The sequence below is a fragment of the Salmonella sp. 32120201201600049SM genome, from assembly GCF_017572835.1.
GTDB classification, from domain to species: Bacteria; Pseudomonadota; Gammaproteobacteria; order Enterobacterales; family Enterobacteriaceae; genus Salmonella; species Salmonella enterica.
In genome coordinates this window covers 49,607-74,915 of sequence record NZ_JAGESA010000008.1, presented here as the reverse complement: position 1 = coordinate 74,915, position 25,309 = coordinate 49,607, and the positions used below count along the sequence as shown (strand labels likewise).

General features: G+C 53.8%; 21 protein-coding genes and 1 pseudogene. 6 read left to right on the top strand and 16 right to left on the bottom strand.

What is annotated here, in order from left to right:
- Positions 1–65: 65 nt before the first annotated feature.
- The 4 genes from nagE (at position 66) to chiQ (ending at position 6,345) form a co-directional block, all read left to right on the top strand.
- Positions 66–2,018: a PTS N-acetyl glucosamine transporter subunit IIABC gene (gene nagE / locus J4650_RS16140; protein WP_124234985.1), complete on the top strand. Its 1,953-nt coding sequence runs from the start codon at positions 66–68 to the stop codon at positions 2,016–2,018.
- Between the two features lie 210 nt (positions 2,019–2,228).
- Entirely contained in the window at positions 2,229–3,896 is a 1,668-nt protein-coding gene (gene glnS, locus J4650_RS16135; protein WP_023993204.1) for a glutamine--tRNA ligase, read from the top strand.
- Between the two features lie 660 nt (positions 3,897–4,556).
- A complete protein-coding gene (chiP, locus tag J4650_RS16130; RefSeq protein WP_001258803.1) occupies positions 4,557–5,963 on the top strand; it encodes a chitoporin in 1,407 nt (468 codons plus the stop codon).
- A 49-nt stretch (positions 5,964–6,012) separates the two neighbouring features.
- Positions 6,013–6,345, top strand: a complete 333-nt coding sequence (gene chiQ / locus J4650_RS16125) for a ChiQ/YbfN family lipoprotein (RefSeq protein WP_000722260.1) — start codon at positions 6,013–6,015, stop codon at positions 6,343–6,345.
- 48 nt (positions 6,346–6,393) lie between these two features.
- On the opposite strand, the gene tcuC is transcribed toward chiQ, so the two are convergent.
- From tcuC to ybfF, 9 genes and pseudogenes are all read right to left on the bottom strand, one after another.
- The gene (tcuC, locus tag J4650_RS16120; RefSeq protein ID WP_000057014.1) at positions 6,394–7,698 is read right to left on the bottom strand and encodes a tricarballylate/proton symporter TcuC; all 1,305 of its coding nucleotides are present in this window, start codon (positions 7,696–7,698) and stop codon (positions 6,394–6,396) included.
- 50 nt (positions 7,699–7,748) lie between these two features.
- The gene (gene tcuB / locus J4650_RS16115; protein ID WP_020839477.1) at positions 7,749–8,888 is read right to left on the bottom strand and encodes a tricarballylate utilization protein TcuB; all 1,140 of its coding nucleotides are present in this window, start codon (positions 8,886–8,888) and stop codon (positions 7,749–7,751) included.
- On the bottom strand, positions 8,875–10,278 hold the full coding sequence (gene tcuA, locus J4650_RS16110; RefSeq protein WP_000228705.1) for an FAD-dependent tricarballylate dehydrogenase TcuA: 1,404 nt from the start codon (positions 10,276–10,278) through the stop codon (positions 8,875–8,877). The genes tcuB and tcuA overlap by 14 nt, the downstream gene beginning before the upstream one ends.
- Before the next feature lie 97 nt (positions 10,279–10,375).
- Positions 10,376–11,302, bottom strand: a complete 927-nt coding sequence (gene tcuR, locus J4650_RS16105; protein ID WP_000423371.1) for a tricarballylate utilization LysR family transcriptional regulator TcuR — start codon at positions 11,300–11,302, stop codon at positions 10,376–10,378.
- 114 nt (positions 11,303–11,416) lie between these two features.
- Entirely contained in the window at positions 11,417–11,869 is a 453-nt protein-coding gene (fur, locus tag J4650_RS16100) for a ferric iron uptake transcriptional regulator (protein ID WP_000131699.1), read from the bottom strand.
- A pseudogene (locus J4650_RS16095) lies at positions 11,862–11,947 on the bottom strand (ryhB-regulated fur leader peptide). Before J4650_RS16095 ends, fur begins: the two are co-directional and overlap by 8 nt.
- A gap of 203 nt (positions 11,948–12,150) precedes the next feature.
- A complete protein-coding gene (gene fldA / locus J4650_RS16090; RefSeq protein ID WP_001018621.1) occupies positions 12,151–12,681 on the bottom strand; it encodes a flavodoxin FldA in 531 nt (176 codons plus the stop codon).
- A gap of 150 nt (positions 12,682–12,831) precedes the next feature.
- Positions 12,832–13,125, bottom strand: coding sequence for a LexA regulated protein (gene ybfE / locus J4650_RS16085; protein WP_001040939.1), 294 nt, complete (start codon positions 13,123–13,125; stop codon positions 12,832–12,834).
- A gap of 133 nt (positions 13,126–13,258) precedes the next feature.
- Complete coding sequence (gene ybfF / locus J4650_RS16080) at positions 13,259–14,029, bottom strand: esterase (RefSeq protein WP_000773245.1); 771 nt, start codon at positions 14,027–14,029, stop codon at positions 13,259–13,261.
- 184 nt (positions 14,030–14,213) lie between these two features.
- On the opposite strand from ybfF, the gene seqA reads away from it, so the two are divergent.
- Together seqA and pgm are read left to right on the top strand one after the other, a co-directional pair.
- On the top strand, positions 14,214–14,756 hold the full coding sequence (gene seqA, locus J4650_RS16075) for a replication initiation negative regulator SeqA (protein WP_000848395.1): 543 nt from the start codon (positions 14,214–14,216) through the stop codon (positions 14,754–14,756).
- Between the two features lie 24 nt (positions 14,757–14,780).
- A complete protein-coding gene (pgm, locus tag J4650_RS16070; protein ID WP_000974372.1) occupies positions 14,781–16,421 on the top strand; it encodes a phosphoglucomutase (alpha-D-glucose-1,6-bisphosphate-dependent) in 1,641 nt (546 codons plus the stop codon).
- Positions 16,422–16,535: 114 nt separating this feature from the next.
- On the opposite strand, the gene J4650_RS16065 is transcribed toward pgm, so the two are convergent.
- The 7 genes from J4650_RS16065 to kdpC all read right to left on the bottom strand — a co-directional run bounded on the left by J4650_RS16065 (position 16,536) and on the right by kdpC (position 25,301).
- Positions 16,536–17,021 carry a pyridoxamine 5'-phosphate oxidase family protein gene (locus J4650_RS16065; RefSeq protein WP_058109327.1) on the bottom strand — a complete coding sequence of 162 codons (486 nt, stop codon included), beginning with the start codon at positions 17,019–17,021 and terminating at the stop codon, positions 16,536–16,538.
- A gap of 64 nt (positions 17,022–17,085) precedes the next feature.
- Positions 17,086–18,405, bottom strand: coding sequence for a putrescine-ornithine antiporter (potE, locus tag J4650_RS16060; protein WP_000042658.1), 1,320 nt, complete (start codon positions 18,403–18,405; stop codon positions 17,086–17,088).
- A complete protein-coding gene (gene speF / locus J4650_RS16055; protein WP_001292402.1) occupies positions 18,402–20,600 on the bottom strand; it encodes an ornithine decarboxylase SpeF in 2,199 nt (732 codons plus the stop codon). The genes potE and speF overlap by 4 nt, the downstream gene beginning before the upstream one ends.
- Before the next feature lie 379 nt (positions 20,601–20,979).
- Positions 20,980–21,084 (bottom strand): leader peptide SpeFL, encoded by a 105-nt coding sequence (gene speFL, locus J4650_RS16050; RefSeq protein ID WP_015632840.1) that lies wholly within the window; start codon positions 21,082–21,084, stop codon positions 20,980–20,982.
- A gap of 277 nt (positions 21,085–21,361) precedes the next feature.
- The gene (gene kdpE / locus J4650_RS16045) at positions 21,362–22,039 is read right to left on the bottom strand and encodes a two-component system response regulator KdpE (RefSeq protein ID WP_000186053.1); all 678 of its coding nucleotides are present in this window, start codon (positions 22,037–22,039) and stop codon (positions 21,362–21,364) included.
- On the bottom strand, positions 22,036–24,720 hold the full coding sequence (kdpD, locus tag J4650_RS16040) for a two-component system sensor histidine kinase KdpD (protein ID WP_000997473.1): 2,685 nt from the start codon (positions 24,718–24,720) through the stop codon (positions 22,036–22,038). The genes kdpE and kdpD overlap by 4 nt, the downstream gene beginning before the upstream one ends.
- Positions 24,717–25,301: a potassium-transporting ATPase subunit KdpC gene (kdpC, locus tag J4650_RS16035; protein ID WP_000579804.1), complete on the bottom strand. Its 585-nt coding sequence runs from the start codon at positions 25,299–25,301 to the stop codon at positions 24,717–24,719. Before kdpC ends, kdpD begins: the two co-directional genes overlap by 4 nt.
- Positions 25,302–25,309 lie beyond the last annotated feature (8 nt).

The following is a 25,309-nucleotide window of genomic DNA, read 5'->3' as shown; positions in this document are numbered from 1 at the left end:
ACGTTTGCAGCACAATAAAAAACGGCTTCAAAGAAGCCATATCGGCGTCTCGTAGGGGGAATAAGATGAATATTTTAGGTTTTTTCCAGCGGCTGGGTAGGGCGTTGCAGCTCCCTATCGCCGTGTTGCCGGTGGCAGCGTTGTTGCTGCGATTCGGCCAACCAGATTTGCTGAATATGCCGTTTATCGCGCAAGCGGGCGGGTCTATTTTCGATAACCTGGCGTTGGTTTTCGCTATCGGCGTGGCCTCCAGTTGGTCTAAAGATAGCGCAGGCGCGGCAGCGCTGGCGGGAGCCGTGGGTTACTTCGTCATGACCAAAGCGATGGTGACGATTAACCCGGAAATCAACATGGGCGTGCTGGCGGGGATTATTACCGGTCTGGTCGGCGGCGCGGTTTATAATCGCTGGTCTGGTATCAAACTGCCTGATTTTCTCAGTTTCTTCGGTGGAAAACGTTTTGTGCCGATCGCAACGGGCTTTTTCTGTCTGGTGCTGGCCGCTATTTTCGGTTACGTCTGGCCGCCGGTACAGCATGGCATTCATGCGGGCGGTGAATGGATCGTTTCCGCAGGCGCGCTGGGTTCCGGTATCTTTGGCTTCATCAACCGTCTGCTGATCCCCACCGGTCTGCATCAGGTACTGAACACCATCGCCTGGTTCCAGATTGGCGAATTCACCAATGCCGCAGGCACTGTATTCCACGGCGACATCAACCGCTTCTATGCTGGCGACGGCACGGCGGGGATGTTTATGTCCGGCTTCTTCCCGATCATGATGTTTGGCCTGCCGGGCGCCGCTCTGGCGATGTATTTCGCCGCGCCGAAAGAACGTCGTCCGATGGTGGGCGGTATGCTGCTGTCTGTCGCGATCACCGCGTTTCTGACCGGCGTAACCGAGCCGCTGGAATTCCTGTTTATGTTCCTGGCGCCGCTGCTGTACCTCGTGCACGCCATTTTGACCGGTATCAGCCTGTTCGTCGCGACGTTGCTGGGTATCCATGCGGGCTTCTCTTTCTCGGCAGGCGCGATCGACTATGTTCTGATGTATAACCTGCCAGCGGCCAGCAATAACGTCTGGATGTTGCTGGTGATGGGCGTTGTATTCTTTATCATCTACTTCCTGCTGTTCAGCGCGGTTATTCGTATGTTTAACCTGAAAACGCCGGGCCGCGAAGATAAAGTTGATGAGATGGTAACGGAAGAAGCCAACAGCAACACCGAAGAAGGGTTAACGCAACTGGCGACCAGCTATATTGCTGCGGTTGGCGGTACGGACAACCTGAAAGCGATCGATGCGTGTATTACCCGTCTGCGCCTGACCGTGAACGACGCTGCTCGCGTCAACGATGCGGCCTGCAAACGCCTCGGCGCTTCCGGCGTGGTGAAACTGAACAAACAGACCATTCAGGTTATTGTCGGCGCGAAAGCGGAATCGATTGGCGATGAAATGAAGAAAGTGGTGGCGCGGGGGCCGGTCGCGGCAGCGTCTGCTGATGCGGCTCACGTTGCGACACCTGCTCCGGCGGCCAAACCCCAGGCGGTGCCGAATGCGGTGACTATCGCTGAACTGGTCTCTCCGATTACCGGTGAGGTAGTGGCGCTGGATCAGGTACCGGATGAAGCTTTCGCCAGCAAAGCGGTCGGCGACGGCGTGGCGGTGAAACCCACCGATAAAACCGTGGTTTCTCCGGCGGCGGGTACTATCGTGAAAATCTTCAACACTAACCACGCGTTCTGTCTGGAAACCGAAAAAGGCGCGGAGATCGTTGTCCATATGGGTATCGATACCGTCGCGCTGAACGCTCAGGGCTTCAAGCGTCTGGTAGAAGAGGGTGCGGAAGTCACGGCGGGTCAGCCGGTTCTGGAACTGGATCTGGACTTCCTGAATGCCAATGCGCGTTCCATGATAAGCCCGGTTGTTTGCAGCAACAGCGATGACTTCAGCGCTCTGGTCATCAAAGCGGATGGTCACGTGGTAGCGGGTCAAACGCCACTGTACGAGATTAAGAGCAAATAATCGCTTCCTGGCCGGATAAGGCGTAAGACGCCATCCGGCGATATCACAGAAAACATAAGCGGCAGAGGGAAACCTTCGCCGCTTTTTTTTACCGCAATTAGCCCCAATATTTTCTGCAAAGCCACTTTTTAAGTAACTAAAGGTTGTCAGTCTGTCCGGCTTATAAGATCATATGCCGTTATACGTTGTTTACGCTTTGAGGAATCCACGATGAGTGAGGCTGAAGCCCGCCCGACTAACTTTATTCGTCAGATTATTGATGAAGATCTGGCGAGTGGTAAACATACCACTGTCCATACCCGTTTTCCGCCGGAGCCGAATGGCTATCTGCACATCGGCCACGCGAAATCTATCTGCCTGAACTTTGGCATCGCGCAAGATTATCAGGGCCAGTGCAACCTGCGTTTCGATGACACCAACCCGGTAAAAGAAGATATCGAGTACGTTGATTCGATCAAAAACGACGTCGAGTGGTTAGGCTTTCACTGGTCTGGCGATATTCGCTACTCCTCCGATTACTTTGACCAACTGCACGCCTATGCGGTCGAGCTGATCAATAAAGGCCTGGCCTACGTTGATGAGCTGACGCCGGAGCAGATCCGCGAATACCGCGGTACGCTGACCGCGCCGGGTAAAAACAGCCCGTTCCGCGATCGCAGCGTGGAAGAAAACCTCGCGCTATTTGAAAAAATGCGTACCGGCGGTTTTGAAGAGGGTAAAGCCTGTCTGCGCGCTAAAATCGACATGGCGTCGCCGTTTATCGTGATGCGCGATCCGGTGCTGTATCGCATTAAATTCGCCGAGCATCATCAGACCGGCACGAAGTGGTGCATCTATCCGATGTACGACTTTACTCACTGCATCAGCGATGCGCTGGAAGGCATTACTCATTCTCTGTGTACGCTGGAGTTCCAGGATAACCGTCGTCTGTACGACTGGGTGCTGGACAACATCACCATTCCGGTTCACCCGCGCCAGTACGAATTCTCGCGGCTGAATCTGGAATACACCGTGATGTCCAAGCGTAAGCTGAACCTGCTGGTGACCGATAAACACGTCGAAGGTTGGGACGATCCGCGTATGCCGACTATTTCCGGTCTGCGCCGTCGCGGCTATACCGCGGCTTCTATTCGTGAGTTCTGCAAACGCATCGGCGTCACCAAGCAGGACAACACCATTGAGATGGCGTCGCTGGAATCCTGCATTCGCGAAGATCTGAACGAAAACGCGCCGCGCGCGATGGCGGTAATCGATCCGGTAAAACTGGTTATCGAAAACTACCCGCAGGGTGAGAGCGAAATGGTTACCATGCCTAACCATCCGAATAAACCGGAGATGGGCAGCCGTGAAGTGCCGTTTAGCAGTGAGATCTGGATCGATCGCGCAGATTTCCGCGAAGAAGCGAACAAGCAGTACAAGCGTCTGGTGATGGGCAAAGAAGTGCGTCTGCGTAATGCCTACGTCATTAAAGCGGAGCGCGTAGAGAAGGATGCCGAAGGGAATATCACCACCATCTTCTGTACCTATGATGCCGATACGCTGAGTAAAGATCCGGCTGACGGGCGTAAAGTGAAAGGCGTAATCCACTGGGTTAGCGCAGCACATGCGCTGCCGATTGAAATTCGTCTCTACGACCGTCTGTTCAGCGTGCCGAACCCGGGCGCCGCGGAGGACTTCCTGTCCGTTATCAACCCCGAATCATTAGTGATTAAGCAGGGGTATGGCGAGCCGTCGCTGAAAGCGGCGGTAGCAGGGAAAGCTTTCCAGTTTGAACGTGAAGGCTACTTCTGCCTCGACAGCCGCTATGCAACGGCCGATAAGCTGGTCTTTAACCGCACCGTGGGCCTGCGTGATACCTGGGCGAAAGCGGGCGAATAAGCACTGCGCCAACAGGCGAATGCTGTAAAAATACCTTGACAACGCCGCGTTCTGCGGCGTTTTTTCTCTGCATTTCTAAGAGCCTATCCCATTAGGGCTATTTTACTTGCCATTTTGGACCTGGGCAGTGCTCGCCAAAACGCGTTAGCGTTTTGAACGCCGCTAGCGGCGGCCCGAAGGGCGAGCGTAGCGAGTCAAACCTCACGTACTACGTGTACGCTCCGGTTTTTGCGCGCTGTCCGTGTCCAAACTGGCTGCGCCAATAACGCCTGGTGGGATAGGCTCTAAGTCGATTCTCTTTTTTGCGAGGCGAATTAATTATTTTCTGAAAATTATTGATCTGATAAATGATTATTAATCTAAATGTTATAAGCGTCAGGTCAACAGGAGACAATTATTTTCATGCCTATGGAAAACAAGTCAATTTTCTTTCTGGCGGTCTGCTTCCCCCACCAGCAGTCGAATGTAACAGAAAGCAATTAAATATGTGCGGTTGCTCATATTATTACATACTGGTTACAGAAAGAGATTGATAATTCGCATCGCGAAAAATAGTCTATTTAACGTAGTAAATGAGATTTCTCAGCGCTACTTTTTATTTTTATTTTTTCGCTGTTCGCTTTTGTCGGCAGCAATTTATACGTCAAAGAGGATTAACTTATGCGTACGTTTAGTGGCAAACGTAGTACGCTGGCTCTGGCTATCGCCGGTATCACAGCAATGTCGGGGTGGATCGTTGTTCCGCAGGCGCAAGCCTCCGGCTTTTTCGACGACTCCACGTTAACGGGCGGCATCTATTATTGGCAGCGTGAACGCGATCGCAAAGATGTGACCGACGGCGACAAATATAAAACTAACCTTTCTCATGCGACCTGGAACGCTAACCTGGATTTTCAGTCTGGTTACGCTGCGGATATGTTCGGTCTGGATATCGCGGCGTTTACCGCGATTGAAATGGCAGAAAACGGCGACAGCGGTCATCCAAACGAAATTGCTTTCTCGAAAAAGAATAAAGGCTACGACGAAGACTATTCCGGCGATAAGAGCGGTATCAGTCTTTATAAAGCCGCCGCGAAATTTAAATATGGCCCGGTCTGGGCGCGCGCCGGTTATATTCAGCCTACCGGTCAGACGCTGTTAGCGCCGCACTGGAGTTTTATGCCGGGTACTTATCAGGGGGCGGAAGCCGGCGCCAGTTTTGACTATGGCGATGCGGGCGCGTTAAGTTTTTCCTACATGTGGACTAACGAATATAAAGCGCCGTGGCATACCGAAATGGATAAGTTTTATCAGGCGGATAAAAAAACCAATGTGGACTACCTCCACTCCATCGGCGCGAAGTACGACTTCAAAAATGATCTGGTGCTGGAAGCGGCGTTTGGTCAGTCCGAAGGCTATGTCGATCAATATTTCGCAAAGGCCAGCTATAAATTTGATTTAGGCGGCAATCCGTTCACCACCAGTTACCAGTTCTACGGCGCGCGCGACAAAGTAGACGATCGCAGCGTGAATGATATTTACGACGGTACGGCCTGGCTGCAGGCGTTGACCTTCGGCTACAAAGTCGCGGAAGTGGTTGACCTGCGTCTGGAAGGCACCTGGGTGAAAGCGGACGGTCAGCAGGGCTATTTTCTGCAACGTATGACGCCAACCTACGCCTCTTCAAACGGTCGTCTGGATATTTGGTGGGATAACCGCTCCGACTTTAACGCTAACGGTGAAAAGGCGGTTTTCTTCGGCGCGATGTATGACCTGAAAAACTGGAATCTGCCGGGCTGGGCTGTGGGCGCGTCTTACGTTTACGCCTGGGATGCTAAACCGGCAACCTGGCAAAGTAACCCAGATGCTTACTACGACAAAAACCGCACTATCGAAGAGTCCTCATACAGTCTGGATGCGGTCTATACCCTGCAGGAGGGGCGTGCCAAAGGCACCATGTTCAAACTGCACTTCACCGAATATGACAACCACTCCAATATTCCAAGCTGGGGCGGTGGTTACGGCAACATCTTCCAGGATGAGCGTGACGTGAAATTTATCGTTATTGCGCCATTCACTATTTTCTGATGTCAGATGCGGCAGGCTGCCGGTCTGCCGCGCTGTTGAGGAACGACCTATGAAAAAAATTTTACTCATCGCCAGCATGACCGCCGGTTTGACGGCCTGCGCGTCATCACCCGCGCCGGAAGAAGATAGCCGGCTGAAAGAGGCGTACAGCGCCTGTATCAATACCGCACAGGGCTCGCCTGAGAAGATAGAGGCCTGCCAAAGCGTACTGAATGTCCTTAAAAAAGAGCGCAAACATCAGCAATTTGCTAACGAAGAAAGCGTGCGGGTACTGGACTATCAGCAGTGCATTCAGGCGACGCGCACGGGTAACGATCAGGCGGTCAAGGCTGACTGCGATAAGGTCTGGCAGGAAATTCGCAGTCATAATAACGTGCAATAAAACCCTGCCTTGCCACCCACGGGCGAATGTTTTCCGCCCGTGGTTTTTTCAGGCTTTATTTTCTGCCGCGATATAGCCGCGACTCAGACGTACAAACAGCATCGCCGTCGCGGCAAGTCCACATAACGCTGCGCACATCAGCCACCAGCCGGGCGAGCTTTTATCGCCGGTTAACTTTACCAGCGCGGTAGAGATGGCCGGCGTCAGGCCGCCAAAAATTGCCGTCGCCAGGCTAAAGGCCAGCGAGAAACCAACGGTACGCACATAGACTGGCATCACTTCGGTTAACGCCGCGACCATTGCGCCGTTATACATGCCAAAAAAGAAAGAGAACCACAGCAGTACCAGCGTCATGCGGGTAAAGTCGGGCGCGGCGGTCAGCCACTGCATGACGGGCCAGGTGGTGATCAGCGCCAGCAACGTAATGCCCATTAACACGGCGCGACGGCCAATCCGGTCGGAAATCGCGCCGCCAATGGGTAACCAGATAAAATTGGATACCCCCACCAACATGGTGACGATCAAACTGTCCCGCGCGCTGAGATTAAGCACGGTTCTGCCATAGGTCGGCGTATAAACGGTGATAAAATAAAACGTTGTGGTGGTCATCGCCACCAGCAGCGTTCCGGCCGTAATAATGCGCCAGTTTTTGGCGATAGTTGCAAAAATTTCCCTGGTGTCGGGGCGATGCTTGCGTTGTAAAAACGCTTCTGTTTCTTGTAATGAACGACGTAAAACAAAAATCAGCGGAATGATCATACAGCCGATAAAGAACGGAATCCGCCAGCCCCACTCCGATATCGCGTCGTGTCCCAGCGTGATATTCAGGCTATAACCAATCAACGCGGCGACAACGATCGCGACCTGCTGACTGGCAGATTGCCAGCTGGTATAAAACCCTTTATTGCCTGGCGTTGCGATTTCGGACAGATAGACCGAGACGCCGCCTAACTCAACGCCCGCAGAAAATCCTTGTAATAACCGGCCCAACAGCACCAACGCAGGCGCTGCCAGGCCGATCGTCTGGTAGCCGGGGACGAGGGCGATGAGCAACGTACCGCAGCCCATAATCGCCAGCGTCACCATCAGCCCTTTACGGCGTCCGATTCTGTCAATATAGGCGCCAAGCACAATCGCGCCGACGGGGCGCATTAAAAAACCGGAGCCAAAGACGGCAAAGGTCAACATTAATGAGGCAAATTCGCTTTCCGCCGGAAAAAACGTTCTGGCGATATAGGTGGCGTAAAATCCGAACAAGAAAAAATCAAACTGTTCAAGAAAATTGCCGCTTGTCACGCGCAGTATTGCGCCGAACGTGCCGGCGCGCGATGTTGCAGGTGTGTGTTGTGCCATAGGGTTTGCTCTCCACTGTCTTTATTGTTTTATGGGTAAGATGTTGCGGGTCAGTTGCCTGTATCCCCCGCATGTTTTCCGCGTCGCTTCTCAACTGCCCATTTGAGTAAGGCCGCGCAGCGGAAAAATCCGTGGGCGAATTTTCCGTAGGGAAGGGTGAGAAAGAGCGCCATCACCACGCCTAAATGGAGCGCCAGCAGTATGCCCATTCCGCTGGTGTCTCTGCCTGCCAGCAGCGCCAGCCCGGTAAGACTGGTTAAGAACAGCAGCAGAATAAAGCCGCGATCCATGGGTTTCTGGCGCACATCGCCATGTAACGGCGACCGCCGCAGATTGAGCCACAGTAGCCCGGCCGGGCCGATAAGCAGACCGATACCGCCCAGCGTGCCGAGCATGACCGGCAGGCTAAAGAACGGGTAGGGCGCTTCCCAACCGGCGACGTAGTGATAGCCCGTCGCCACGACCGTGGCGGCAAAACAGAGCATAAAACCGTAGAAGGTAAAGTGATGAAAGCGACGGCGCAGCAGCGTGAACGCATCGTCCGCTTCGTTACAGCCTTTGCCGTGACCGCCGTCGAGATATTTCAGCGTTAACGCATTGTGCGACGCTTCCGCAATCTCCGCCGAACGCGGTACACCCGGCGAGATCTCACGCCAGAAGCGGATTACGCCCGCCATAAGCAAACCGATTGCCAGCACAAAAACTGAGCCAAACATCCATGCCAGCAGGCTATGCGGAAAAATTTGATAGAAGTCACCGGCCAGCGGCGGATGAATCAGCGACCCTTTCAGCGCCATCGCCAGTAATAAAAAGAGCGTCAGACCGACTATCAGCGCCAGCGCGACGGTAATCCCCGCCCGACGGTATAACGCGCCAAAAGCGGCGGGCTGGGCATACTGTTGATATGTCTCCAGGCGGGCTTGCGCCATCGCTTTCGGCACGTTAATGGCAAATTCATGAGGCGGCGCATACTGGCATGCGTGCAGGCAGGCGCCGCAGTTATGACATAAATTCGCCAGATAATGAATATCGGCTTTACCGAATTCGAGCCGCTGGGTCATCGCCGGAAATACCGCGCAAAAACCTTCGCAGTAGCGACACGCGTTACACACTTGCATGACGCGTTCGACCTCGGCTTCCGGTTCGGTAAGCACGGTGGCCTCAATGATTAATTTTTCAAGCTGTTTCATGCTGCGCCTCCTTGTGCGCCGCGCGGGCGGCTTCTATTCCCGCAATGCGGCCAAAGGTTGTGCCGATAGACATGCCTACGCCTGCGGTATACCCCTTGCCCAGTACATTTCCTGCCATCATCTCGCCGGCAACAAACAGGTTGCGGCTTGGATGACCGGCAAAATGCACCGCGGCACGTTCATTGACTTTCAGACCCAGGTAGGTAAACGTGATGCCGGGGCGCAGCGCATAACCGTAGTAGGGCGGCGCATCAAGCGGGCGCGCCCAGTGGGTTTTCGCCGGCGTCAGGTTTTTGGTGGCGCAGTCATCAAGCAAGGTATGATCAAAATGACCGGGTTGGCAGGCCTGGTTATACTGCGTGACGGTATGGGTAAATTTTTCCGCGTCCAGCCCCAACTGGCAGGCCAGTTCAGCCAGCGTATTGGCCTGCGCGCCAGGAAAAACCGGCGGCATAAAGTGGCCGATGGCTTTACTGTCAATAATCGAATAGCCAATTTGTCCTGGCTGTTGAGCCACCAGCCGCCCCCAAATGGCGTAACGTTTCGGCCAGAAATCTTCGCCTTCATCATAAAAACGTTCGGCGTCGCGATTCACGACAATACCCAGCGATACGCAATCCACGCGAGTACAAATACCGCCGTCGTACAGCGGCGCCCTGGCATCAATCGCTACGCAGTGCGACTGGGACGGATCGCCAATGATATCCGCGCCGGCATCCATCATAAATTTGAGTAATACGCCCTGGTTAAAACGCGTGCCGCGAATCAGGAAATTATCCGCGGGCCATTCGCCGCGGGCGTTTTCTCCCCAGGCCTCCCGCAGCCATTCACGGTTTGATTCGAAACCGCCAGCCGCTAATACGCAGGCTTTGGCGGTAATACGTTCGCTACCTGCCAGCGCTGCCACGAATTCGCCGTCATGAAGTTCAAGCGCGTGAACCGGCGTGTTATAGCGAATCTGTACGCCCAGCCGTTCGGCGCTACGGTAATAGGCATTGACGAGCGCTTTCCCGCCGCCCATAAAAAACGCATTGGTGCGCGCAACGTGGAGCGCCCCAGATAGCGGCGGTTGAAAGTTAACGCCATGTTTGCGCATCCAGTCGCGGCATTGCGAAGAGGTGCGAATGACCAGTCGCGCCAGCGCTTCGTTGGTGTTGCCGTCGGTGACTCGCCACAGATCCTGCCAGAATTCCTCTTCAGGATAGCTTTCTACCAGCACATCCTGCGGCGCATCATGCATACAGCGCAGGTTTCGTGTGTGCTGAGAATTTCCGCCGCGCCATTCCCGCGGGGCAGCCTCCAGCAGCAGAACCGATGCGCCCGCTTCCCGTGCGGTCAGGGCGGCGCATAATGCGGCATTGCCTCCGCCTATCACCAGTACATCAACCATCTTATACTCCCGTACCATTTAACTATTTGTTAAATTTGTAATTGAAATGTATACGGATAAATAAGCGGCGCGCTATCAGGTAGCGCTAAACAGGGGTTTAGTAAGCGTAAAGGGTTGCGCCTGGCCATTCACCGGCGTCGACTAACTGACGCATAACTTTGGTAAGGACTACTCTGGCGGCAAGGCCGGCGGGCGTCAGTTCATCATCCGACAGGCTGACTAAAAAATTGGGGCGGCTGAGTACCGGATTATGGACGCCGATCACGCGTAGCGCGTCGTTATCCAGATGAGAAATCGCCGCGCCGGGCTGCAACGTGGCGCCAAGACCGTCGCGCACGGCGCGCATCAACAACGCCAGGCCGTCAATTTCCGCGACGATTTCAACGTTAAGCGCATGTTCCTGGCAGACAGCGTCCAGCCTGCCGCGCAGCCCATGTCCCTGGCTTGGCATAATGAGCGGAATGCCTGCCAGTTGTTCAGGTGTGATCGGGTTATCAGGAAGCGCCGCCAGCAGGGCATGGGAGCCAATCAGAAAAAGCTGTTCTTCAAGGATCGGTCTGGCGCTCCAGCGCAGGATTTTATCTTTTTGAAAGACAACGGCTAAATCAATCTGGCGGGTATTGATCATTCTTTCCAGATTACCGGACAAGCTTTCCACCACATGCAGTCGGACATCGGCATAGTTTTCCTGCATGGCATGGATAAACGGTATACCCAGTATGGAGGCGGTACTGGGGGCCATTCCTACGCTCACATGACCGGAAAGGCGCGCTTCTCTGGCTGCGAGAATCGCGTCGTCGGCATGACGCAGGGCGAGTTGCGCCTGTGAATAAAAGGCCAGCCCGGCGTTGGTTGGCGTTACGCCGCGCGAGGTGCGCTGCAGCAGACGGATAGCAAGCTCGTTTTCCAGACGGGACATCTGTTGACTTAAGGCTGAAACGCCAATATCAAGATCCTGTGCGGCGCTGCCCATACTGCCGGTTTCAATAATACGCACGAAATAGCGTAACTGGCGAAGCTCCATTCCTGCTCTCCTGAGATGCGATAGCGTTTTTTACATTAAATCAACATCAAGCGGCAGGAAAGGGGAGGATATAAAAAAGCCAACCGGGCGGTTGGCTCTTCGAAAGATTTACACTTATTTAGTCGCGTCATCGTGCGCGTGCTCGTCTTCGCGGCAGTCGCCTTCAGCGCAGTGGCCGTAAAGATAGAGGCTGTGATTAGTTAAACGAATACCGTGTTTCGCCGCAATTTCACGCTGGCGCGCTTCAATAGAGTCATCACTAAATTCAATCACTTTTCCGCAATCAAGGCAGATAAGATGGTCGTGATGATGCTGTTGCGTCAGTTCAAAAACGGATTTACCGCCTTCAAAATTATGGCGGGTCACGATACCGGCATCGTCAAACTGGTTCAGCACACGGTATACGGTTGCCAGACCGATTTCTTCACCCATGTCGATCAGGCGTTTGTATAAATCTTCCGCACTGACGTGATGGTTATCTGGTTCCTGAAGAACTTCCAGAATTTTTAAACGAGGAAGCGTTACTTTCAGGCCAGCCTTCTTTAATGCGGTATTGTTGTCAGTCATGCGGAATCTGTCCTGTTGCTAAACGATTCACTTCATTAGAGAAGTGACAGAAATTGCACTCAAGATAATGCGTATCATTATAGGACTGCCATGCCGAAATGAAAACCGCAAGTCTCTCGCAGATATTAATAAAACTGTGGTTTTGCCTGCAAATTTTGGCGCCACCTGATTACACCCGGACATTGTACAGGGATGGGTGCGAAAGTTACAAATTTGTAGCAATTATTTTGATTGGTCTTGTCTATTGATGCGGCGCAGATATAACGCTGCGCCGCATAAGATTAGGCGTTGAGGATGTCGTCGAGGTGCAATTCAGCCGAAACTTGCTTAACCCATTTTTCAACACGCTCGGCGGTCAGTTCAGGCTGACGGTCTTCGTCAATCGCCAGACCGACAAAATGATCGTCGTCAGCCAGACCTTTAGAGGCTTCAAAATGATAGCCTGCAGTTGGCCAGTGACCCACAATCGTGGCGCCGCGCGGCTCAATAATGTCGCGAATCGTGCCCAGCGCATCACAGAAGTATTCCGCGTAGTCTTCCTGATCGCCACAGCCAAACAGCGCCACCAGCTTACCGTTAAAGTCAATCTCTTCGAGAGTCGGGAAGAAGTCATCCCAGTCACATTGCGCTTCGCCATAGTACCAGGTTGGGATGCCCAGCAGCAGAATGTCGTACCCTTCCAGGTCTTCTTTACTGCTTTTTGCAATGTCATGCACATCGGCAACGTCTTTACCAAGCTGTTTTTGAATCATTTTTGCGATATTTTCGGTATTACCGGTGTCGCTGCCGAAAAAGATGCCAGTGATTGCCATGAGTAAAATAACCTCTTGAAACTTATTGAAATGGTGGTGGCGAATTGCCCACGGATAAGGGCAATCATAGCAGAACAGGCAGATATGCGGAAACAGCAATCACGCGGGACTGCACGCTCTGCTACACGAAATATGAAACAAAACTTATTTTCAGACTAAACCCTGGCCGCGCAGCGCCATAAGCTGCTTCATTAATATTTCTTCAATGAGCTCGCTGCGGCTAATGTTGCGCGCTTCGGCCAGCTCATTCAGCGCGTCAACCGCTTGTGCGTTGAGTTTTAATTCGACACGCTTGAGGCCACGAACTTTGTCGCGTTTTAACTGGTTGCGCTTGTTGATGCGTAACTGTTCATCGCGCGAAAGCGGATTCGTTTTAGGTCGTCCCGGGCGACGCTCGTGCGCGAACAGATCTAATGTCGTACGGTCCGTTTGTTCTTTGGCCATGATTTTGGTGACTTCGGGGGAAACAATCAGCCAGGCTTATGCCCGGATGGATAGCGCGCCATCATACATCAGCGAGGAAGCGACGCCAACGCCCGCGCGCGTAATCGCGCACAGGCGATGAGTTTTTAATCAGTTAGCGTTTATCGTGCAGATAACGGCGGATGGCGCGCAGAACCGCCTCTGGTTTTTCAGCATGTACCCAGTGGCCCGCGCCGGCGATCACATGCGCGCGCGCCAGAGGGAATTGCGCCAGCAGCGCGTCGCGGTACGCTTCGGTCACGTACGGCGAGTTACCGCCTGGAATAAACAGCGCCGGATGTTCCCAGGGCGGAATGGTTTCCCAGCCGACGATATGCGGATACTGCTCCCATAATACCGGAACATTAAAACGCCATTCGCCTTCAGCCCAGGATTTTAACAGAAACTGGATCACGCCTTCTTCGTTGAGGTGTTGGCGCATAATCCCTGCCGCCTGTTGGCGGGATGTCGCGTCGGATTCGCTGACGGCATTAATGGCCGCGAAAATGCGATCGTGGCGGCGAACGTGATAATCCACGGGGGCGATATCAATCGCGACCAGACGATCGATGCGATCGGGCGCCAGCGCCGTCAGCGCCATTACCGCTTTTCCACCCATGGAATGACCAATAAACGTCGCTTTTTCAATCTGCTGCGCGTCAAGCGTATCCAGAAGATCCTGGGCCATTGCCGGATAATCCATGACCGGATCGCGCGGCGATAAACCATGATTGCGCATATCGACCTGAATAATGTCGTGATCGGTCACCAGATCCCGCGCCAGTACGCCGAGGTTGTCCAGGCTGCCAAACAGACCATGAACGAGAACGATGGGGGAATTATTGTGCAGGTTTTGTGCAGATTGCGCTCGGATGTTTAATTTCATGGCAAAGTTCTTTTTTTCGCTCTGTCGGGTTAGGGTATTATGTTGACCATTCTGCCACTGGGCTGCAACCTCTAAGGTTTACTCCGAGTTTTTTTGTCAGCCGGGCTTAACGCTATCCGCTGTTGGGATTTGTTCCTATAATCCCAATGACTTGTATTCAGCAAAGACATCGCACTGGATTAAGATGAAAACGATTGAAGTTGATGATGAACTCTATAGCTATATTGCCAGCCACACCAAGCATATCGGCGAGAGCGCATCCGACATTTTACGGCGTATGTTGAAGTTTTCCGCCACGACACAGCCAACGGCTTCAGCGGTGAAGGGGACGCCTGCGGCGCAACCCGTTGCCGAAGCGAAACCAGTTAACCCGGTAAAAGACAAAGTTCGCGCGATGCGTGAGCTGTTGTTGTCTGACGAATATGCCGAGCAGAAAAAAGCGGTCAACCGCTTTATGCTGATTCTGACTACACTCTATTCACTGGATCACCACGCGTTTGCGGAGGCGACGGAGTCGTTGCATGGCCGCACGCGCGTCTATTTTGCGGCGGATGAACAAACGCTGCTGAAAAATGGGAATCAAACTAAACCTAAGCACGTTCCCGGCACGCCGTACTGGGTGATCACCAACACCAACACCGGCCGTAAATGCAGCATGATCGAACACATCATGCAGTCAATGCAATTCCCGGCGGAATTGATTGAAAAGGTTTGCGGAACAATTTAATCCTTGCATTAGAAGGACCAGGCAATGGCAATCCACAACCGCGCAGGACAACCCGCGCAACAGAGTGATTTGATTAACGTCGCCCAACTGACGGCGCAGTATTATGTACTGAAACCGGAGGCAGGGAATGCAGAACATGCCGTGAAATTTGGCACTTCCGGCCATCGCGGCAGCGCAGGTCGTCACAGTTTCAACGAACCGCATATTCTGGCGATCGCCCAGGCGATTGCTGAAGAGCGGGCGAAAAATGGCATTACCGGCCCCTGCTATGTGGGGAAAGACACCCATGCGCTCTCGGAACCGGCCTTCATTTCCGTGCTGGAAGTGCTGGCGGCAAACGGCGTAGACGTTATCGTGCAGGAAAATAATGGCTTTACGCCAACGCCTGCCGTGTCAAATGCTATCCTGGTCCATAACAAAAAAGGCGGCCCGCTGGCTGATGGTATTGTCATTACGCCGTCGCACAACCCGCCGGAAGATGGCGGTATTAAATATAATCCGCCCAATGGCGGCCCGGCGGACACCAACGTCACTAAAGTGGTAGAAGATCGCGCCAATGCGCTGCTGGCGGATGGCCTGCAAGGCGTTAAGCGCATCTCTCTGGATGCGGCTATGGCCTCGGGCCACGTTAAAGCGGTAGATCTGGTACAGCCGTTTGTCGAAGGGCTGGCGGATATCGTTGATATGGCGGCGATTCAGAAAGCCGGTCTGACGCTGGGTGTCGATCCGCTGGGCGGCTCCGGTATTGAATACTGGAAACGTATCGCTGAGCATTACAAGCTTAACCTGACGTTAGTTAACGATCAGGTTGATCAAACCTTCCGCTTTATGCACCTTGATAAAGATGGCGCGATCCGTATGGATTGCTCCTCCGAATGCGCGATGGCGGGTTTGCTGGCGCTGCGTGACAAGTTTGACCTGGCCTTCGCCAACGACCCGGACTACGACCGTCATGGCATCGTGACGCCTGCAGGGCTGATGAACCCGAACCATTATCTGGCGGTCGCCATTAACTATCTGTTCCAGCATCGTCCGCTGTGGGGCAAAGACGTGGCTGTCGGTAAAACGCTGGTCTCTTCCGCGATGATTGACCGCGTGGTGAATGACTTGGGACGCAAGCTGGTGGAAGTGCCGGTAGGCTTCAAATGGTTTGTTGACGGTTTGTTCGACGGCAGCTTTGGTTTCGGCGGGGAAGAGAGCGCGGGCGCTTCGTTCCTGCGTTTCGACGGTACGCCGTGGTCTACCGATAAAGACGGTATCATCATGTGCCTGCTGGCGGCGGAAATCACCGCCGTTACCGGGAAAAACCCGCAAGAGCATTACAATGAACTGGCAGCGCGTTTTGGCGCGCCGAGCTATAACCGTCTGCAGGCGGCAGCGACCTCGGCCCAGAAAGCGGCATTGTCTAAACTGTCTCCGGAAATGGTGAGCGCCAGCACGCTGGCAGGCGACCCGATTACCGCGCGTCTTACCGCAGCGCCGGGTAATGGCGCATCGATTGGCGGCCTGAAGGTAATGACCGACAACGGCTGGTTCGCCGCGCGTCCATCCGGTACGGAAGACGCTTACAAGATCTATTGCGAAAGCTTCCTGGGGGAAGAACATCGCAAGCAGATTGAGAAAGAAGCCGTTGAAATCGTTAGCGAAGTATTGAAAAACGCCTGATGGGCGATATGGAAGAAAAAGGAGCCTTACGGCTCCTTTTTTGTATTAACGGCGCTGCGCTTATCAGGCCTGTAAACCGCCTCCTGGCCGGATAAGGCGCTTGTGATATCTGACTTATTCGCTCTGAGTCGCCAGATGTCGGCGGCAGGTGAGGGCGTCGCATTCAATACGCACCACGCAAACCGCTTTCATCATATCTTCCCGATAACTGAAGGTTTTTCCCGGATCGGTCTGACGCATAATGACGTCCAGGCCGTGGCGCATCTCCTCGCGCGTTTGCAATATCGATGCCAGTCCGGTGGCGAAAACGCTGGTGTAGGCGTAGCTATAATCACAGGGGGCATCGGCACGTAGTAATGCATGGTCGCCGTCCATTTCAATGCATACTGCCGGGTTCTTACGTAACAGACGCATCTTTTTCCCGGTGCGTGCGCCGTGAAAATAAAATATCCAGCGTCCGTTCTGATACTCGTAGCCAAAATTTACGGGGACAACATACGGGCAGAGATTGTCATTAAACCCTATCCGACACACTTCGTGTTTACTGAGAATAGCCAGTATTTCTGCTATATCAGTGACTTCCCGTTCTGGATTACTCATTTCTATTATCTTATTCAAAGAGTGAAAATGCCCGGACTACCGTTACCGCAGCCCGGGCGCGCCATCAGCCGTGTTTATTTTTCAATTCAAAACGCGGTGAGACCAGGCCGTATAACGTCCAGCCGAGGAAGGTCACAATTGAGCCGTACAGCATGGCTTCTTCACCGGAGGAATATAGCGCGTAGAAGCTATACATGGCGCCAACGAAGGCCACGAAGTTAGCGACTTTCGCTTTTGATGACGGCACATTCGCCATTTTCTGAATGATAACCAGCGCGGCCATCGACAGAATATACGGAATAATGTTCGTCACCACCGCCAGGTTAACCAGGACGTTAAACTGACTATTCAGCGACGGGCTAATGGTCATCAGCGACAGGCCAGTCTGAATAATCACAATAATCAACATCCCCTGAACCGGCGCGTCGACTTTCGTTACACGAGAGAAGACTTTCGGGAAATAGCCTTCGTCAGCGGAGGATTTAAAGACCTGAGCGATAGTGAACTGCCAGCCCAGCAGCGAGCCGCAGCAGGACATTACCATCAGCGCCATGATCACTTTACCTACCGCAGGCGTGAACATCTGTGCAAACGCCAGACCAAACGGCGCCGTGGAGTTCGCCAGATCCATGTTCGGCACAATCCCGGCAATCACGTTAGTCGAAACGATATAGATGACCGCCGCGCCCAGCGTACCGCCCAGTACCGCGATGGGGACGTTCTTTTCCGGATTCTCGACCACGTCTGCGTTGGCGCAGGCGGATTCCAGTCCAAGAAATGCCCACAACGTCATGGCGATGGAAGAACCGACCGCGCTAAAGAACGGAACATGGTGCGGGTTCCATGACGCTACGTACATGCTGGGGCTAAACCAGAACCAGCCAATAATGCACAGGCCGACAACCGGAATGATGACGCCCCAAACGGTAACGCTACTGATCTGTCCGGTAATACGCGCGCCGCCAAAGTTTGCGATGGTACAAACCCACAATACGGCGATAGTCGCCAGACCGATCTGGAGCGGCGTCAGCGCGGCGCCGAACAGCTCGGTGCCATAGCCGACAGCGGAGATGGCGATAGCCACGTTGGCGATCAGCAGCGAGACGCCGTAGGTATAGTTCGCCATAAAGTTGCCGGATTTACCGAAGGCATATTCGGCGTAACCGCCCATGCCGCCGGATTTACGGCTAAACATACCGCATTTCGCAAACGCCCAGGCCAGCGCCATCGAGCCGACGGCGGTGACCAGCCAGGAGATAATGGATATCGTGCCGACTTCAGACAGTTTGGTCGGTAGCATGATGATCCCGGAGCCCATCATGTTGACCATAGTCAGAATTGTGAGCTGCACGACACCCATTTTATTGGATTTAGGTTTACTCATAATTTTTCCTCCTTCAGCAGGGAGCGCTGCGCGTCACGAGGTTTAATGACGTAGCACCAGACCTGCTTACGGCCGTCGTGTTCTTCGATATAAACGCCCTGCAGTTCAGGCGCAAAGCCCGGCAGCAGGTTGATCCCTTCTTCCAGGGCGCTGAAGTAACGCAGGACAGAACCGCCCCAGATTTCACCCGGAACTACACACAGCACTCCCGGCGGGTAAGGCAGAGCGCCTTCAGCCGCGATACGACCTTCCGCTTCCGGCAGGCGAACCAGTTCGACCTCGCCGCGCAGATAGGCATAGTTGGCCTCTTGCGGATTCATACTGACTTTCGGGAAATGCGATTTACGGAACATTTCTTTTTGCAGTTGTTTCACGTTGTGCCGCGCATAGAGATCGTGCATCTCCTGGCAAAGCTGACGCAGGGTATAGCCGGCATAACGCGCTTCATGCTGTTTGTAGATGGACGGTAATACTTCCGCTAACGGCGCATCAGCTTCCAGCAGTTTTTCGAAACGAGCCAGCAGGGCGACAAGCTGTTGTAACTTCGCCATGTCTTCTGCCGGCGTCAGCAGGAACAGAATGGAGTTGAGGTCGCATTTTTCCGGCACAACGCCGTTCTCGCGCAGGAAGTTGGCGAGGATCGTGGCAGGAACGCCAAAGTCTTCATATTCGCCGCTCGCTGCATTAATGCCCGGTGTGGTGAGCAGCAGTTTGCAAGGGTCGACAAAGTACTGATGTTCGGCATAGCCTTCAAACGCATGCCAGTGTTCTCCCGGAACGAAGTGGAAGAAGCGCAGATCGCTGGCGATCTCTGACGTCGGGTATGACTGCCACGGCTTACCATCAATCAGTTCCGGTACGAACGGACGGATGTGATGACAGTTTTCGAGGATCAATTTACGGGCATCGATGCCGTTAACCACGCAATCCATCCACATATTGCGACCGCTGACGCCTTCGTGCATTTTGGCGTTAACGTCCAGCGCGGCGAACAGCGGATAGAACGGGCTGGTGGAGGCGTGCATCATAAAGGCGTTGTTCATGCGCTTATGCGGAACGTAGCGCGATTGCCCTTTGATATGGCTATCTTTTTTATGGATCTGCGAGGTCTGGGAGAAACCGGCTTGTTGTTTATGAACGGACTGCGTCACCAGAATACCCGGATCGTTTTCGTTCAGTTCCAGCAGCAGCGGCGAACAATCGGCCATCATCGGAATAAATTGTTCATAGCCGACCCAGGCGGAGTCAAACAGGATGTAGTCGCACAGATGACCAATTTTATCGACGACCTGACGGGCGTTATAAATGGTACCGTCGTAGGTGCCTAACTGGATGACGGCCAGACGGAATGGACGTGCTTCGCGGGCGCGCTGCGGCGCGACTTCGCTAATCAGCTCGCGCAGGTAATCTTCTTCGAAGCAGTGAGCGTCGATCCCGCCGATAAAACCATACGGGTTACGCGCGGTTTCCAGATAAACTGGCGTTGCGCCCGCCTGCAATAATGCGCCGTGGTGGTTAGATTTGTGGTTGTTACGGTCAAACAGTACCAGATCGCCCGGCGTTAACAGCGCGTTGAGGACGACTTTGTTAGAGGAGGAGGTCCCGTTCAGCACAAAGTAGGTCTTATCGGCGTTAAAGACTTTCGCCGCATGTTGCTGCGCAATGCAAGGCGCGCCTTCGTGAATCAGCAGATCGCCCATCGCCACGTCCGCGTTGCATAGGTCGGAGCGGAAGAGCGTTTCGCCAAAGTATTCCACGAACTGATTACCGGCAGGATGACGGCGGAAGAATTCGCCGCCCTGATGCCCCGGGCAGTCAAATGCGCTGTTGCCCTGGTTGACATAATCCACCAGCGCGCGGAAAAACGGCGGACGTAACTGCGTTTCGTAGTGGCTTGCCGCGGTTTCCAACTGGCGACCATAGAAGGCAGTACGGGATTCATTATATTCGAATACACCAGAGATACGCGGCAAATACTCAGGCGGTACGCGCCCTTCGTCATGAGTCGCGACAAACACGGGAATACCGTAACCCGTTGCGTCGATTTCATCGAGTTTTCCGTGTTCAATGTCGTCGATGGATAACACGATGGCAGCCACGTCGATGAAACGACTCTCATCAACATTTACAATATTACGGTGTGTAGAAAAACAATCCGGGCAATGACGGCTAACGGCAATTTTTAATTCTGACATTTTTCATCTCTTTATTTCAGGTAATAGCAGGTCCTCAATTTCTCGCATGAGAAACTGATTCTTCCGGAAAAAATCAAAGCTATCCCGCTGATAAAAAAATCAGTAAATTAGCTTTATTTTAGATGTAATAAATCCCAACCCGTCCGGTTGCAGGAAATTCAGGATTTAAGGAGTTGAGTACTACGATATACAGGCAGAAACCGCGATAACTAAAATTGCGCTGAGTCGGAATTTCTTCTGTCAAACCACATGGTTAGCTGGCTGGGCGTAAAGGAATTACCGTACTGTCGCTTTTAACAATTCGAGTTATTTAGGCAATAGACCTGAATGACATAAGGGTCGGAAAGACCTGTATGCTGAAGTACCCGTAGCAGGAAAACTACCGGGCATTAAAGAAATGAAAGTCGAAACTATTACGGTGGGCAAACATCATAATATGCGTTGTCCGCCTTATATGGGGCATAAAACGATTATTATTTTCCATTTTGAGGTCCTTTCATTGATTTATTGAAAGCATGGATATTTTATCCAGGAAGCGCCAGCAATCTGTGAACCAGATCAACAAAAAACGATCATTTGAAAAATAATTAGTCGGCGATTATGCATATCGTGCTGTGAAATAACGGATTGTTTCTTAAATGTTAATTATATGTTTTTTATATTCTCCATAAAATATAATATCGCCGCGAAAATAATTATTCGCGACGCCGAAAATAAATGACATAAAAATTAGAAGTTATTTAAAAATAATGAATAGCTATTCACGGCATAAAGCGATAGCCAATTCCAGTTTCGGTAATAAAATGGCGTGGGCGGGTGGGATCTTGTTCCAGTTTCTGGCGTAAATGTCCCATATAGATGCGCAAATAGTGGCTATGCTCCACGGCGTTAGGGCCCCAGACCTGGTTTAATAACTGCCGTTGGGTTAATACCTTGCCGGCATTATTGAGTAATACCGCCAGCAGGCGGAACTCAATCGGCGTCAGATGGATTTCTTCGTCGCCACGGTGGATTAACCGTGCGGCGAGATCGACCGTCACGCCGGAAAAGCGGACGATCGGATCGGCGCAAGGGCTGGCGGCGTGCCGTCGCAGCGCGACACGCAAACGCGCCTGCAACTCGCCAATGCCGAATGGCTTGCTCAGGTAATCATCAGCTCCGGCGTCAAGCGCGGCAATCTTATCGCTTTCTTCGCTGCGGGCGGAAAGGACAATCACCGGTATTGCGCTCCACTGACGCAGGTCGCGAATAAAATCGATTCCGTCGCCGTCCGGCAGGCCGAGATCGAGAATAATCAGATCGGGCTTTCGCGTGGCGGCTTCCAGTAAACCACGTTGTAATGTTTCAGCTTCATACACGCGCAGGCCGTCGCCTTCCAGCGCGGCGCGCAGAAAGCGGCGGATGGCCTGTTCATCTTCAACAATCAGAACGTTTGTCACATATCCTCATGAAAATCATCAAGTTCAGGTGGCTTTCCTTGCGGCAGCGTCACACGGAAACAGGCGCCGCCCTGCGGTCGATTATAGGCGGTAAGCGTGCCGCCGTGTACCTCTACGATAGCATGGCAAATCGCCAGCCCCAGCCCCACGCCAGGGACGGCGGACTCTTTGTTGCCGCGGGCGAACTTATCGAAAATCTTCTGTTCTTGCCCCGCAGGAATACCCGGCCCGTTATCCCAGACATCCAGTTGTAAACGATCGTCCTTAACCGCAGCATCAATGCCGATACTGGCCTGCGGCCCGGCGTACTTAACGGCGTTTTCCAGCAAGTTGATCAGGACGCGCTCAAATAAAGGGCCATCGACATGGATAAGCGTTAACTGTTGCGGCAGCGACAATGTAATCGGATGCAATAAACCCGGCTCTAACATCTGTAACGCGCTACCGACGACCTCTTCCAGCGTCAGCCACTCTTTTTTAAGATTAAACCCGCCGGACTGAATACGCGCCATATCCAGCAAATTATTCACCAGCCGGGTGGTGTTGAGAATATGCTGGCGGATTTCACTGGCCTGACGCGCGTGGGGCGATCCTGCGCTGGCTAAATCCAGCGTCAAAATTTCCGCCTGGCCGAACAATACCGTCAGCGGCGTGCGTAAATCATGCGACAGCGCCGCCAGCAGAGCGTTGCGAATACTTTCGCGCTCGCTGGCGAGACGCGCCTGTTCTTCGCTGGCGGTCAGCGTCAGTCGTTCCAGCGCGTTGGCGACAAGCAGAGTAAATGTTTCCAGCAGGCGTTGCTGCTCAGGCACCATTAACTGACGCAAATTACCCGGTTCGACGATAGCCAGACCGTACGTTTTATCGGCGCTTTTCAGCGGCAGGATTTGATAAGGCACGCCAGGGAGGGTATCGGTGCCTGCGCCGGCAGGCTGGCCTTTATCAAAACTCCAGCGCGCAATTGCGTCGTCCCACGGCGTCATGCCTTGCTGGTGGGTGAGAGGCAGCAACTTACCGTTAGTATCAGGTAATAAAATTTGGCTGCGCGCCTGAAACGTCGAGGCGATAAACCGCTCGCTGGTCGCGGCGATATCATGTTCGCTACGCCCGACGGCCAGCGCTTTAGACATTTCATATAAATGACGGGTACGCTGTTCCCGATAACGGGCGACGCGCGCCTGATAGCGCACCCCGGCAGTAAGATTGCCAATCACCAGACCAACCGTCAGCATCACGGCAAAGGTCAGCAAATACTGCACGTCCGAAACGGCGAGCGTACCGCGTGGCGCGATAAAAAAGAGATCGAAACTCGCCACGTTAATCACCGTCGCCACCACCGACGGCCAGCGTCCGTAAAGCAGCGCAATCACCACTACGCCCAGCAAATAGAGCATCACCAGATTGGCGGCGTCGAAGGTGACAAGCCACTGCATAGCGATAAGCGTGGTGATGGCGCAAAGCGCCACGGCGACCAGACAGCCCTGAATCTGCCCACGCCATTTCTCTTTAAAAGGTCGGTTATCAGGCGTTTGCGCCAACGCGCGGGCTGGCGGCTCTTCCAGCGCGACGATTACCTGATCGAGATCCGGCGCGCGCCTGGCAAGACGGTCGGCGAAAGCGTCACGTCGCCACCAGCGTCGCGACGCCGGGCGGCCCATGACGATTTTCCCCAGATTATGCTCGCGGGCATAGCGCACGACCGCTTTCTCTTCGGCGGGATCGGACAGGGTGGCGGTTTCCGCGCCAAGCTCCTGCGCCAGGCGCAGCGCGCTTAAAATAGCCCGCCGTTGTTTTTCCGGTAAGCGGTGTAACGTTGGCGTTTCGACATAGACGGCGTGCCAGACGCTGCCGAGCCGGGAGGCCAGACGCGCCGCGGTACGCACCAGTTTTTCGCTGCCGGTGTTATGCCCGATACACAGTAAAATCGCATCGCGGGTATGCCATACTTTTTCTTCGCCCGGATGCGCGCGCCAGGCGCGCATCTGATCGTCCACGCGATCGGCTGTCCGGCGTAGTGCCAGTTCGCGGAGGGCGATCAGATTGCCCTTGCGGAAAAAATGTTCAATAGCGCGTTCCGCCTGACCGGCGATATACACTTTACCTTCGTTAAGCCGTTGGCGCAGATCGTCGGGCGGCAGATCGACCAGTACGACTTCATCAGCGGCATCAAAAAAGGGATCGGGGACGGTTTCGCGCACCTGAATCCCCGTGACGCCGCTCACCACATCGTTCAGACTTTCCAGATGTTGTACGTTCACGGTGGTGAAAACGTCGATTCCCGCTTCCAGCAGCTCTTCAATATCCTGCCAGCGCTTAGGATGGCGTGAGCCAGGCGCGTTACTGTGCGCCAGCTCATCCATTAAAATCAGCGCCGGACGCCGGGCGAGGGCGGCATCCAGGTCAAATTCGCGAATTTGCCGCCCCCGGTGCGAGTGACGTTTTGGCGGCAGAATGGTCAGCCCGTCAAGTAGCGCGGCGGTCTCTTCACGGCCGTGCGTCTCTACCACGCCGATCACCACATCCAGCCCCTGCGCTCGCAGCCGCTGCGCTTGCGCCAGCATCGCCCAGGTTTTTCCGACGCCTGCGCAGGCGCCGAAGAAAATTTTCAACTTCCCCCGGTGGGGCGGGGGCGTTTGTTCCAACAAGCGATCCGGATCAGGACGCAAGGGTTCGTCGTTCATTTCGCTCTGTGTCCCTGTAGCGCATCCAGCGCCAGATTAAGCTCAACAATATTCACCACCGGTTGCCCAAGAAAGCGCGCCAGCGGCCTGTGCGTATATTCTGCAACCAGTTGCGCGACCTGTTCAACGGGAAGCTGGCGAGCCGCCGCCACGCGGGGGATTTGCCATGCCGCGGCGCCGGGTGTCAGATTATTATCCAGCCCGCTTGCCGAGGCCGTCGCCAGCTCAACCGGAACCGCGGAACTCGCCTGGGGGTTAGCGGCGCGTAGCGCGGCGACGCGGGCCTGTATTTGCGCATCCAGTTCGGGATTGCTGGCGGCCAGGTTGCTTCCGCCCGACGCCAGTGGATTATAAGGCGTATCGGCGGTGGCGGAGGGCCGGCCATGAAAATAGCCCGCGGCGGTAAACGATTGTCCGATAAGCGCTGAGCCGCGTATCACATTGTCTTTATGAATCAGCGAGCCATTAGCCTGCCAGGGAAACCACCACTGCCCCAGCGCCGTGGTCAGAAGCGGATACACGCCGCCAGTCAATAACAGCAGAAATAACATTGTCGAAAAAGCAGGACGTAAACCGATCATCATACACC